The following is a 12,316-nucleotide window of genomic DNA, read 5'->3' as shown; positions in this document are numbered from 1 at the left end:
TTCATTATTATTAAGGTTCTGTATTCGGCCACTCATCTCTTGAAAGCCTTCAAATCAAAACTCGCATCCCAATCTTTCCACACTGGTTCGCGCCCCAGGCGTTTCAATGCTTTGTCCACTTCCACAGCCTTGCGCTCGTCGCTGACATGAAACTGTTCCAGTGTTTGCGGATAGCTGTAATATCCTCCCGGTTCGGTCTTGCTTTCGGCGCTCATGGTTGTCACACCGAGTGTTGCCATATGGTCGCGTATATCGGCAGGCTCGCGGGTGGAGTAGGAGATGTCTACATCATGGTCGAAGATGCGCATGGCGAAAGTGACTTGTGCCAGTTCGCGGTCGCTCATGATGACATTGGGCTGGAAGCCGCCGTTCTCCGAAGGACGCATACGGGGGAAGTTGACGCTGTATTTCGTTTGCCAATAATGTTTCTGGAGATAGCGCAGGTGATAAGCCATCATGGTGATGTCTGTCCGCCATTCTTTCTCCAGACCGATGAGCACTCCCATGCCGATGGAGTGGACGCCTGCCTGCCCCATGCGGTCGAAACCATTGACACGCCATTCGAATTTGGACTTCATGCCACGGGGGTGGTAGATGTTGTAATTCGACTTGTGGTAGGTTTCTTGAAAACAAATCACGCCATTCATGCCGTGTTCTTTCAGCGTTGCATACTCTTCCGTTTTTAAGGGCATCACTTCTATTTTCAGATTGCTGAAGTAGGGTTTTGCCAGGTCCAGTGCACGGGCTATGTAGGGCACGCCTGCTTTGGCCGGATTTTCTCCCGTTACCAACAGCAAATTCTCGAAAGGTGCCAGCTTCTTGATGGCCTTGTATTCGTTCACGATTTCTTCTTCCGTCAGTATGGTACGCGGCATGGGGTTGCTGATATGGAAACCGCAATACACGCAAGAGTTGGTGCAGGAATTCGTGATGTAAAGAGGCACGAACATGGAGATGGTTTTCCCGAATCGTGCCTCGGTGTATTTCTTGCTCAATCGTGCCATCGTCTCCAGATAGGGGGCAGCGGCGGGTGAGATGAGGGCCATGAAGTCCTCTACATTACAATGTTCTTTGGAGAGGGCACGGCGTACATCCGCATCTGTCTTGGCATGGATGCGTGCCGTGGTTTCCTCCCAGGATATATGTTCTAATTCGTCTGAAAACATAGTGCTCTATCAATTCCCATTTATTTCTTTTTTAATTCTCTCGACAACCGCATCGCACAGAAGTTCGGTCCGCACATCGTGCAATACTCCCCATCCACATGCTTCCCTGCATGAAAATAGCTGAACGCACGTTCCGGGTCGAGCGACAAGTCAAACTGGTCTTTCCAGCGGAATTCATAACGTGCTTTGCTCAGTGCATTGTCACGCACTTGTGCTCCGGGATGCCCTTTTGCCAGGTCGGCGGCATGGGCGGCTATCTTATAGGTGATGACACCTACACGCACATCCTCCTTATCGGGCAGTGCCAGATGCTCTTTGGGAGTGACATAGCAGAGCATCGCCGTACCCAGCCAGCCTATCTGCGCCGCACCGATGGCGGACGTGATATGGTCGTATCCCGGTGCGATGTCCGTCACGATGGGGCCGAGCGTATAGAAAGGCGCATCGTGGCATTTTTCTATCTGGCGCTCCATATTCTCCTTAATCTTGTGCATGGGCACGTGGCCGGGACCTTCGATGAAAGCCTGCACATTCTTGTCCCAGGCACGCAGCACAAGCTCGCCCATCGTGTCGAGTTCTGCAAACTGCGCTTCATCGTTGGCATCGTGCGTAGACCCCGGACGCAGCCCGTCTCCCAAAGAGATGGCAACGTCATACTGTGCCAGAATGTCGCAAATGTCATCAAAGTGTTCGTAAAGGAAACTCTCGCGGTCGTGCACCAGGCACCATTTGCTCATGATGCTGCCGCCACGGCTCACGATGCCGCACAACCTTTTCTCGGCCAGATGCACATTGTGGCGGCGTATGCCGGCATGGATGGTGAAGTAGTCCACTCCCTGCTCGCATTGTTCAATCAAGGTGTCGCGGTAGATTTCCCAGGTGAGGTCTTCCACCTTGCCGTTCACTTTCTCCAATGCCTGGTAGATGGGGACAGTGCCCACGGGAACGGGACAGTTGCGGATAATCCATTCGCGCGTTTCGTGTATGTTCTCGCCCGTGGAGAGGTCCATCAGCGTGTCGCCGCCCCATTTGCAGCTCCACAATGCTTTCTCTACCTCTTCTTCGATGCCCGAGGTGGTGGCGGAGTTTCCGATATTGGTATTTATCTTCACCAGGAAGTTACGGCCTATAATCATCGGCTCTGCTTCGGGATGGTTGATGTTGGCAGGAAGCAGGGCGCGTCCGGCAGCAATCTCCTGGCGTACAAATTCCGGTGTGATGTGCGTCTCTATTCCCAGCTCCGCGCAGTTCATGTTCTCGCGAATCGCCACATACTCCATTTCAGGCGTGATGATACCTTGTTTGGCATAGTACATCTGTGTGCAGCATTTTCCTTGAAGGGCGCGGTAGGGCAGGGTGATATGCTCAAAGCGCAGAGAGTCGAGCGACTGGTCGTCGCGGCGCATGCGTCCGTACTCCGACGTTATTTCGGAAAGCTGCTCCACATCGCCGCGTTTCAGTATCCACGGCTCGCGCAGACGGGGCAGCCCTTTCTTCAAATCCACTTCGACGGCAGGGTCGCTGAACGGTCCGCTGGTATCATACACATACACTTCCGGATTCGGAGTAAGTACCTTTTCTCCATCAATGAAGTTCGTACTGGGCACTTGCTCCACCTTGCGCATAGCTACGCGCAATTCGGGAAACAAGGTGCCCGGCAAATATACTTTCTCGGAACGGGGGAATTTTATCTTCTGGTTCATTTTTCTTTAGGTTTTGTTATGTAGAGATTTACGATTAGACAATTTACGATTGGAGTTTGTATTGTTAAACAACCTCTCTCAACCGGTAGGTTTATGATTGCATGAGTAACTTCAATCGTAAATCGTAAATTGTCTAATCGTAAATCTCCCTGTTTTGTCATTTTTCATTCAAGAAAGCCGTCAGCGGTGAGCTGGCTTCCGCAACAAAATTATCTGCCTGTATGCCCAGACCTGCTTCGTATGCCATGCGTCCCGCCTCTACAGCCTGCTTGAACGCTACCGCCATGGTCACGGGGTCGCCCGCCACTGCAATGGCTGTATTCACCAGGCAAGCCGAAGCGCCCATTTCCATAGCCTCTGCCGCATGGCTCGGGGCACCGATACCGGCATCCACCACTACGGGGATATTGGCTTGTTCAATGATTATTCTCAGGAAATCCCTTGTCTGTAGTCCTTTGTTTGTACCGATAGGAGCACCCAGCGGCATGACGGTGGCGGCACCGGCTTCTTCCAGCCTCTTGCACAGTGTGGGGTCGGCCTGGCAATAGGGCAGTACCACAAATCCTAACTTGACCAGTTCTTCCGTGGCTTTCAGCGTCTCTACAGAATCGGGCAACAGATAGCGGGGGTCGGGGTGTATCTCCAGTTTCAGCCAGTTCGTGCCGAAAGCTTCACGCGCCATCTGTGCAGCAAAAACAGCTTCTTCGGCATTGCGCACGCCGGAGGTGTTGGGCAGAAGCTGGATACCGGGATGCTGTATGTGTACCAGCATATTGTCTTCCTTGTTGTCCAGTTCAATGCGTTTCATGGCTACCGTCACCATTTCTGTGCCGGATGCCAGGATAGACTGCTCCATCACTTCATCGGAATTGAACTTTCCGGTTCCTAAAAACAGACGGGAGTTGAACTCACGTTCCGCAATCACTAATTTTTCCATATCAGTCGTCATATATTAATTCTTTATTTTTCATTCTCCATTAAAGAAATGATTCTTTTCATTTCATCTGCCGGACTATCGGCATGCAGTACCGTGCCCGAAAGGGCAATCCCGCTTACCCCCGTCTGCATAACGGCTGGAATATCCGCTATGGTTATTCCACCGATGGCTACTATCGGAAGGTGTATATCCTTCTCCTGCATCCGGTGGATGATAGCTGTATATCCTTCCAGTCCCAATATCGGACTCAGATTCTTCTTGGTAGTGGTGTAGCGGAAGGGGCCGCAGCCTATGTAGTCGGCACCGGCTTTGTAGTGTTGCAGTACATCCTCAAAAGTATTGGCGGTACCGCCTATAATGTACTCCGCGCCCAGAATCCGGCGTGCGTCGGCTATGGGCATGTCTTTCTTTCCAAGATGTACGCCGTCGGCATGCAGTTTTCGCGCCAGTTCCACATGGTCGTCAATGATGAAGGTGGCACCGTATTGCCGGCAAAGGGCCTGCACTTCCAAAGCTACGGGTTCTATCGTTTCCACCGGGGTGTCTTTCATGCGCAGTTGCACCCAGCGGCAACCGCCCTCAAGAGCCATGCGTGCAGCATCCAGATACGAATATCGTTCCGTATAGTGCGTGATGAACTGCATTCCTCCGTTTTTCAGTCTCTCGTCCTTCATCTTCCTCACCCTCCGCAAGCTGCTTTGATAATGATGATGGGCATGTATTCCCTCAGGATGCATTTTGTCCATTCCGTGCGAAGTACAATACGGTTGTCTACGGCCACGGCAATGCCTTGCATCGGTAGGGCAAGTTCCTCGATAAGTTGTGAAAGGGTAGTGGCGCCGGTTTTCACTTCCTTGTTGTTGACCAATACTTTCATTTTTCTGTTCATTAAGAAATAAAACAATGGAAGTAAATACAAAGAAGCGTCTTTACGGCAAGTTCAGTGAAGAAAGAAATATCCAATTCCTACGGCAGTACTAACTGCATCAGGTTCGAGGGTATAATCTCAGCCCGTCGGGGCACCCCTTTGTCTTTACGGCAACAAAGGTAAGGGAAAATCGGAAATAAAAAACAAAAGAACGTACTTTTTATTTCAGTGATTACTTTTTGTTTACTTGCGCCCCTTTGTGGCACGTATCTTTTTCAGCGTATTCCGAACAGTGGTTCTGACTCCAGTTGAATAAAAATCAAGCTCTGTATTTTCTAGTATCAGTTGCAATTCCTGCAGCAGTTCCGGCTCCTTCCTGCAAAGCAGATAGGCTATTCTGATGGAAAGGGCTTGCACTCCTATGCTTTCTTGCGGAGATAGCATGTGGTCCAGGCAGTAATTCAGCAAATCGACGGAGATTGGAGTAGGGATGGGAATATTATACAGTATAGATAATAAGAGACGTTTGGAACCGTCGTGCGTGCAGTCTATCAGCCGTTGAATGATTTCATCGTACAGTAGGATGAACCAGTCGGGATGGATTTCGCTCAATTTCTCGCATACCCATATTGCTCGCCATGACACCGTCTGTTTTTCATCGTATGTCAATCGGTATATATCTTCAAAATACTCGGGGCAGAGGCATACCTCTTGTACCAGAGAGTCTATCGATAACTTATGAATAGGTACTGCCAAGGTATTTCTGAACTCCGTAATCTTTTCCATATATCCCATTTTGTTGTGAGTGGCAAATATAAAGGAAATGGCCTACTAAAACAAGAAAGGCTGTCTATTTGAAGAAAGACAGCCTTGAAAATATTCTATTTAAGGAATTATGCAATCCCGTGAGCCGTAGCTTCCGGTGCAATCTTCTTGATAAGACCTTGCAGCACTGCACCAGGACCGCACTCTGTGAAGTCCGTAGCACCATCGGCAACCATGTTCTTCACTGTTTGCGTCCAACGTACCGATGCTGTCAGCTGAGCCACCAGGTTCTTCTTGATTTCTACCGGGTCAGTATGAGGCATAGCGTCTACATTCTGATATACGGGGCACTTCGGAGCATGGATTTCTGTTGCATTGATGGCTGCTTCCAGTTCAACTTTGGCAGGGTTCATCAGCGGAGAGTGGAACGCACCGCCTACCTTCAACGGCAGAGCACGCTTTGCACCTGCAGCCTTCATCAGTTCGCAAGCCTTGTTGATACCTTCTATGGAACCGGAAATTACAATCTGTCCCGGGCAGTTATAGTTGGCTGCCACGCAAACTTCACCTTCAGCACTTACTTGAGCGCAGATTTCCTCAACCTTTTCATCCGGCAGGGCAATAATGGCTGCCATAGTGGAGGGCTGTGCCTCGCAAGCCTTTTGCATAGCCATGGCACGGGCATACACCAGTTTCAGACCATCTTCAAAGCTCAGTGCACCGGCAGCAACCAAGGCAGAGAACTCGCCCAATGAGTGACCGGCGGTCATCTCCGGCTTAAAGTCATCGCCCATGCAGAGGGCGGAAATAACGGAATGAAGGAACACGGCAGGTTGGGTAACTTTAGTCTGGCGCAGGTCTTCATCTGTTCCGTTGAACATAATATCAGTAATACGATACCCGAGGATATCATTTGCTTTCTCAAAAAGTTCCTTGGCTAATGCCGAATTTTCGTACAGGTCCTTTCCCATGCCAACGAATTGGGCACCTTGACCCGGAAATACAAATGCTTTCATATTTACTCGTTTTTTAGTGTTTAAATAAAAAGTGCTGCAAAGGTAGAGGTTTTTCTGATATTCACCGCACAAACGGATGTTTTTTGTGCAATGCCCTTACTTTAAGGAGGGAAGCTAAAATACAATATGTATGCTTGGGCCTTCTGTGGTATCCGGAGGCTGAAATACTTATAAATGAAACACTTTCTCCTTATTGTACTTCCTACAATTAGACCTCTTGTATATTCTTGTAAATTACATATTGTATTCCATACGATAACAACTGAAAATGATATTGTATAAAGTAAGATATGTATTCAGTTGAAAAATAATGCTTTATAATATTATAAAAATATTCTTTTCCTTTATTGCAAATTAGAAAAACCTATTTATATTTGCAGCGCTTAACGAGATATATTATGCAAAACATAGAACAAAAAACGCCGTTGGCAAACAATCATATCTCTGTGGACTGTGTAGTGATTGGTTTTGACGGAGAACAGCTAAAGGTTCTGCTGATTAAGCGTGCAGGAGAGGAAGAAGGAGAAATCTTTCATGATATGAAGCTTCCCGGAAGTTTGATTTACATGGATGAGGATTTGGATGAAGCTGCCAAACGGGTGTTGAATGAATTGACGGGGCTGAAGAACGTCAATCTGATGCAATTCAAGGCATTCGGCTCAAAAAACCGTACGAAGGACCCCAGAGATGTACATTGGCTGGAACGTGCCATGCAGTCCAAGGTAGAGCGTATTGTCACCATAGCCTATCTTTCCCTGGTGAAGATAGACCGCGCATTGAACCGTGATTTGGACAATTATCAAGCTAGTTGGGTAGCCATGCCGGATATAAAGGCTCTGGCATTCGACCACAACCTGATTATCAAGGAAGCCATTACCTATGTCCGTCAGTACGTCGAGTTCAACCCGTCTTCACTGTTCGACTTGTTGCCGCGTAAGTTCACCGCATCCCAGCTTCGCACTTTGTACGAACTGGTGTATGACAAGCAGTACGACGTACGCAATTTCCATAAAAAAATTGCCTTGATGGAGTATGTCGTCCCCCTGGAAGAAAAACAGCAGGGCGTGGCCCACCGGGCGGCACGCTACTACCGTTTCGACAAAAAGATATACAATAAAATCCGACGGTAGCCGGATTGTAAATTCTTCATATCACTTTCATTTTAATATTGATAGAAATGTATTTATTAGGTTATGACATCGGCAGCTCGTCTGTAAAAGCGAGTCTGGTAAATGCGGAAAGCGGCAAGTGTGTATCGTCTGCCTTCTTCCCCAAGACTGAAGCGGAAATTATCGCAGTGAAGCCCGGCTGGGCAGAGCAAGACCCCGGAAACTGGTGGGAAAACTTGAAACTGGCCACACAAGCGGTATTGGCAGAATCCGGAGTAAACGCAGAAGACATCAAGGCGATCGGTATCTCTTATCAGATGCATGGCTTGGTATGTGTAGATAAAAACCAGCAGGTGTTGCGTCCTGCCATTATCTGGTGCGACTCCAGAGCCGTGCCCTACGGACAAAAGGCTTTCGAAACATTGGGAGAGGAGACTTGCCTTTCACATCTGCTGAATTCTCCGGGCAACTTCACGGCCTCCAAACTGGCTTGGATTAAGGAGAATGAGCCTTCCGTTTACGAAAAGATTCATAAGATAATGCTGCCGGGCGACTATATCGCCATGAAGTTGAGCGGTACCATCTGTACCACGGTGTCCGGTTTGTCCGAAGGGATGTTCTGGGATTTCAAGAACAACCGGGTTGCCGACTTTCTGATGGACTATTATGGGTTCGACTCCTCTCTGATTGCCGACATCAAACCGACTTTCTCCGAGCAGGGACGTGTCAATGCTGCTGCAGCCGCAGAGCTGGGTCTGAAAGAAGGTACGCCTATCACTTACCGTGCCGGCGACCAGCCCAACAATGCCCTTTCCCTGAATGTATTCAATCCGGGTGAAATAGCTTCCACCGCCGGAACGTCCGGCGTGGTATACGGCGTGAACGGTGAGGTGAACTACGACCCCAAGTCACGTGTCAACACCTTTGCACACGTCAACCATGCTGCCGGGCAAACCCGTCTGGGTGTTCTGCTGTGCATCAATGGTACGGGCATTCTCAATTCATGGGTAAAACGCACCGTTGCTCCCGAAGGCATCTCCTACAGCGATATGAATCTGCTGGCAGCACAAGCTCCCATCGGCAGTGCCGGTATCAGCATCCTGCCCTTTGGAAACGGTGCGGAGCGTATGCTTGAGAACAAGGAAACAGGCTGTTCCATTCATGGCATCAACTTCAACCAGCACGGCAAACAGCATATCATCCGTGCAGCGCAGGAAGGCATCGTTTTTTCCTTTAAATATGGAATCGACATCATGGAACAAATGGGCATTCCCGTGCAGAAAATTCATGCAGGCAAGGCTAATATGTTCCTCAGCCCGCTGTTCCGCGAGACATTGGCCGGTGTGACGGGAGCTGTCATCGAACTGTATGATACCGACGGCTCTGTAGGTGCCGCCAAAGGCGCCGGAATCGGTGTGGGCATATACAAGGACAACAACGAAGCATTTGCCACGCTTGAGAAGCTCGAGGTGATAGAGCCGAAAGTGGCAGACCGCCAGGCTTATGCCGACGCATATGCGCGCTGGAAACACTGGGTAATGTGCTAATGTGCACATTAAAACGTTAGCACGTTAAAACAATAAATTAATAATTAACCCCGTGATGAATGTGTCTGTCATTGGCACATTCTCACATTAAAACATTAAATTCTTATGGCAACAAAAGAGTATTTTCCCGGAATAGGAAAGATTAAATTCGAAGGTAAAGAGAGCAAGAACCCGATGGCATTCCGTTATTACGATGCCGATAAAGTAATCATGGGTAAGAAAATGAGCGAATGGCTGAAGTTCGCCATGGCATGGTGGCACACTCTTTGCGCAGAAGGTGGTGACCAATTCGGTGGCGGAACAAAGAAATTCCCCTGGAACGGTGAGGCTGACAAGGTTCAGGCTGCCAAGAACAAAATGGACGCCGGCTTTGAATTCATGCAGAAAATGGGTATCGAATACTACTGCTTCCACGATGTAGACCTCTGCGAAGAAGCCGAGACCATTGAAGAATACGAAGCCAACTTGAAGGAAATCGTAGCGTATGCCAAGCAGAAACAAGCAGAAACCGGCATCAAACTGTTGTGGGGTACTGCCAACGTATTCGGCCATGCCCGCTACATGAATGGTGCAGCCACCAATCCCGATTTCGATGTTGTGGCACGTGCCGCCATCCAAATCAAAAACGCCATCGACGCTACTATCGAACTGGGAGGCTCAAACTATGTATTCTGGGGCGGTCGCGAAGGCTACATGTCATTGCTGAATACAGACCAGAAGCGTGAGAAAGAGCACCTCGCACAGATGTTGACCATCGCCCGCGACTATGCACGTGCCCGCGGCTTCAAAGGTACCTTCTTGATTGAACCGAAACCGATGGAACCTACAAAACACCAGTATGATGTAGACACCGAAACCGTTATCGGCTTCTTGAAGGCTCACAATCTGGACAAAGATTTCAAGGTGAACATCGAAGTGAACCACGCTACTTTGGCGGGCCACACCTTCGAGCACGAACTCGCAGTAGCCGTAGACAACGGTATGCTCGGCTCCATCGACGCCAACCGTGGTGACTACCAGAACGGCTGGGATACAGACCAGTTCCCCATCGACAACTTCGAACTGACCCAGGCAATGATGCAAATCATCCGTAACGGAGGCTTTGGCAATGGCGGTACAAACTTCGATGCCAAGACCCGTCGTAACTCCACCGACCTGGAAGACATTTTCATTGCCCACATCGCCGGTATGGACGTGATGGCACGTGCACTGGAAAGTGCAGCCAAACTGCTTGAAGAGTCTCCTTACAAGAAGATGCTGGCCGACCGCTATGCTTCCTTCGACAGTGGTAAAGGCAAGGAATTTGAAGATGGCAAACTGACGCTGGAGGATTTGGTAGCTTACGCAAAAGCCAACGGTGAGCCGAAACAGACCAGCGGCAAGCAGGAATTGTATGAGGCAATCGTGAATATGTACTGCTAATAATGATCAATGTTTAGTGATTAGTGGTTAATAAGTTGCGCATGAGGTGTTTCAATATTAATCATTAATCGCTAATCATTAATCGCTAATCATTAACCATTAATCATTAATATCATGAATTATACAGAAAAAGGCAGTAAACTCTACCTCTTCTCTATTGTGCTGGTAGCCGTCATCGGGGGCTTGCTTTTCGGCTACGATACAGCAGTCATATCCGGTGCCGATAAAGGGCTTCAGGCATTTTTTATGGGTGCCTCCGATTTTGTCTACACAGATACGATTCACGGCATTACCTCTTCCAGTGCACTTATCGGATGTATCATCGGTAGTGCTCTTTCGGGATTCTTCGCATCCAATCTGGGACGTAAGAATTCTCTTTTCATAGCCGGCGTCTTGTTCTTTCTGTCGGCATTGGGCTCCTACTACCCGGAATTCCTTTTCTTCGACTATGGTGTTCCTTCCTATTCCTTGCTCGTGGCATTCAATTTCTACCGTGTATTGGGAGGAATCGGCGTAGGTTTGGCATCGGCCATCTGCCCGATGTATATTGCGGAAATTGCGCCGAGCAACATTCGCGGGACTCTGGTATCATGGAATCAGTTTGCCATTATCTTCGGCCAGTTGGTGGTTTACTTCGTGAATTTCCTTATTCTGGGCGAGAATTCAAATCCGGTGATAAAGGCCATTGAAGGAGTCAACCAGATTCTGAATCCCGAAGCGGCAGCATGGACCACAGAGATAGGATGGCGTCTGATGTTTGTCAGTGAGGCTGTTCCTGCAGGAGTCTTTGCGTTGCTCGTACTGTTTGTTCCCGAAACGCCACGCTATCTTGCCATGAGTGGCAAGGATGATAAGGCACTCCAGGTGTTAAGCCGTATCAACGGCTTGGCTCAGGCAAAGGTTATTCTGTCTCAAATCAAAGCCACGGCAGAGGAAAAGACGGAAAAGCTTTTCACTTATGGCTGGATGGTTATCTTTATCGGTATCATGCTGAGTGTATTCCAGCAAGCGGTAGGTATCAACGCCGTACTCTATTTCGCACCGCGTATCTTCGAAACGATGGGAATGGGCAACCCGATGGTTCAAACCGTCATCATGGGTATCATCAATATTCTGTTCACGTTGCTGGCTGTCTTTACAGTCGAGAAATGGGGACGTAAACCGCTGCTCATCTCGGGGTCTATCGGCATGGCGATAGGTGCTTTCGGAGTAGCTCTTTGCAACGTTGTGGCAGGGCTTCCTCCCATGTTGGCTGTTGTCAGCATCATGGTCTACAGTGCTTCGTTCATGTTCAGCTGGGGCCCCATCTGCTGGGTACTGATTGCTGAAATCTTCCCGAATACCATCCGTGGCGCTGCAGTAGCCATTGCCGTAGCCTTCCAATGGATATTCAATTTCATTGTATCTTCCACCTTCGTACCTATGTACAATATGAGTTTGGGAGATATGGGAGACAAGTTCGGGCACATGTTTGCTTATGGCTTATACGGAATCATCTGTGTGGTGGCTGCTCTGTTTGTCTGGAAGCTTGTTCCCGAAACGAAAGGCAAGACACTGGAAGACATGACCAAGCTGTGGAAGAATAGAAGAAACAATAGATAAGACCGTCATTGAAACTGTCCATATAAAACGGGAAAGAGGAGGCCTGATGAATGCCTCCTCTTTTTGTTATCAATTCCGTATCTTTTCCCTTATCCGTTCAAGATGGGAAAGAAAAATCTTCGGAGGGGAAGATAACATGTAAGGATAAACCGTACCTTTGCACTGTTTTTAATCAGGAATA

Annotated in this window: 11 protein-coding genes and 1 riboswitch; of the genes, 4 read left to right on the top strand and 7 right to left on the bottom strand. The window is 48.7% G+C overall.

What is annotated here, in order from left to right:
- Window positions 1-32: 32 nt before the first annotated feature.
- The 7 genes from thiH to fabD all read right to left on the bottom strand — a co-directional run bounded on the left by thiH (window position 33) and on the right by fabD (window position 6,455).
- Window positions 33-1,166 (bottom strand): 2-iminoacetate synthase ThiH, encoded by a 1,134-nt coding sequence (gene thiH / locus DXD78_RS19300; RefSeq protein WP_008664609.1) that lies wholly within the window; start codon window positions 1,164-1,166, stop codon window positions 33-35.
- A 20-nt stretch (window positions 1,167-1,186) separates the two neighbouring features.
- The gene (gene thiC, locus DXD78_RS19295; RefSeq protein WP_005825547.1) at window positions 1,187-2,869 is read right to left on the bottom strand and encodes a phosphomethylpyrimidine synthase ThiC; all 1,683 of its coding nucleotides are present in this window, start codon (window positions 2,867-2,869) and stop codon (window positions 1,187-1,189) included.
- Window positions 2,870-3,026: 157 nt separating this feature from the next.
- Window positions 3,027-3,806, bottom strand: a complete 780-nt coding sequence (locus DXD78_RS19290; RefSeq protein WP_009038437.1) for a thiazole synthase — start codon at window positions 3,804-3,806, stop codon at window positions 3,027-3,029.
- Window positions 3,807-3,829: 23 nt separating this feature from the next.
- A complete protein-coding gene (locus DXD78_RS19285) occupies window positions 3,830-4,480 on the bottom strand; it encodes a thiamine phosphate synthase (RefSeq protein ID WP_009038436.1) in 651 nt (216 codons plus the stop codon).
- 5 nt (window positions 4,481-4,485) lie between these two features.
- Window positions 4,486-4,683: a sulfur carrier protein ThiS gene (gene thiS, locus DXD78_RS19280; protein ID WP_005837106.1), complete on the bottom strand. Its 198-nt coding sequence runs from the start codon at window positions 4,681-4,683 to the stop codon at window positions 4,486-4,488.
- A 69-nt stretch (window positions 4,684-4,752) separates the two neighbouring features.
- Window positions 4,753-4,843: riboswitch (TPP riboswitch) on the bottom strand.
- 74 nt (window positions 4,844-4,917) lie between these two features.
- Complete coding sequence (locus DXD78_RS19275; RefSeq protein ID WP_016273742.1) at window positions 4,918-5,460, bottom strand: hypothetical protein; 543 nt, start codon at window positions 5,458-5,460, stop codon at window positions 4,918-4,920.
- Between the two features lie 107 nt (window positions 5,461-5,567).
- Window positions 5,568-6,455 carry an ACP S-malonyltransferase gene (fabD, locus tag DXD78_RS19270; protein WP_005825542.1) on the bottom strand — a complete coding sequence of 296 codons (888 nt, stop codon included), beginning with the start codon at window positions 6,453-6,455 and terminating at the stop codon, window positions 5,568-5,570.
- A 398-nt stretch (window positions 6,456-6,853) separates the two neighbouring features.
- Between fabD and DXD78_RS19260 the strand changes: the two genes are divergently transcribed.
- From DXD78_RS19260 to xylE, 4 genes are all read left to right on the top strand, one after another.
- Window positions 6,854-7,585: an NUDIX domain-containing protein gene (locus DXD78_RS19260; protein WP_005825541.1), complete on the top strand. Its 732-nt coding sequence runs from the start codon at window positions 6,854-6,856 to the stop codon at window positions 7,583-7,585.
- Between the two features lie 47 nt (window positions 7,586-7,632).
- Complete coding sequence (locus DXD78_RS19255) at window positions 7,633-9,111, top strand: xylulokinase (RefSeq protein ID WP_034529774.1); 1,479 nt, start codon at window positions 7,633-7,635, stop codon at window positions 9,109-9,111.
- Window positions 9,112-9,216: 105 nt separating this feature from the next.
- On the top strand, window positions 9,217-10,533 hold the full coding sequence (xylA, locus tag DXD78_RS19250; protein ID WP_005825539.1) for a xylose isomerase: 1,317 nt from the start codon (window positions 9,217-9,219) through the stop codon (window positions 10,531-10,533).
- A gap of 114 nt (window positions 10,534-10,647) precedes the next feature.
- The gene (gene xylE, locus DXD78_RS19245; protein WP_005825537.1) at window positions 10,648-12,135 is read left to right on the top strand and encodes a D-xylose transporter XylE; all 1,488 of its coding nucleotides are present in this window, start codon (window positions 10,648-10,650) and stop codon (window positions 12,133-12,135) included.
- Window positions 12,136-12,316: the final 181 nt, after the last annotated feature.

Source organism: Bacteroides sp. D20 (genome assembly GCF_003436255.1).
In the GTDB taxonomy this organism is placed as follows: domain Bacteria; phylum Bacteroidota; class Bacteroidia; order Bacteroidales; family Bacteroidaceae; genus Bacteroides; species Bacteroides uniformis.
Note: the sequence above shows the minus strand (reverse complement) of the source record. Positions and strands in the feature narration are given on the sequence as shown.

Coding starts and splice junctions, on each gene's coding strand:
- thiH (WP_008664609.1), bottom strand. CDS start 1,166: ATGTTTTCAGACGAATTAGAACATATATCCTGGGAGGAAACCACGGCA.
- thiC (WP_005825547.1), bottom strand. CDS start 2,869: ATGAACCAGAAGATAAAATTCCCCCGTTCCGAGAAAGTATATTTGCCG.
- DXD78_RS19290 (WP_009038437.1), bottom strand. CDS start 3,806: ATGGAAAAATTAGTGATTGCGGAACGTGAGTTCAACTCCCGTCTGTTT.
- DXD78_RS19285 (WP_009038436.1), bottom strand. CDS start 4,480: ATGAAGGACGAGAGACTGAAAAACGGAGGAATGCAGTTCATCACGCAC.
- thiS (WP_005837106.1), bottom strand. CDS start 4,683: ATGAAAGTATTGGTCAACAACAAGGAAGTGAAAACCGGCGCCACTACC.
- DXD78_RS19275 (WP_016273742.1), bottom strand. CDS start 5,460: ATGGAAAAGATTACGGAGTTCAGAAATACCTTGGCAGTACCTATTCAT.
- fabD (WP_005825542.1), bottom strand. CDS start 6,455: ATGAAAGCATTTGTATTTCCGGGTCAAGGTGCCCAATTCGTTGGCATG.
- DXD78_RS19260 (WP_005825541.1), top strand. CDS start 6,854: ATGCAAAACATAGAACAAAAAACGCCGTTGGCAAACAATCATATCTCT.
- DXD78_RS19255 (WP_034529774.1), top strand. CDS start 7,633: ATGTATTTATTAGGTTATGACATCGGCAGCTCGTCTGTAAAAGCGAGT.
- xylA (WP_005825539.1), top strand. CDS start 9,217: ATGGCAACAAAAGAGTATTTTCCCGGAATAGGAAAGATTAAATTCGAA.
- xylE (WP_005825537.1), top strand. CDS start 10,648: ATGAATTATACAGAAAAAGGCAGTAAACTCTACCTCTTCTCTATTGTG.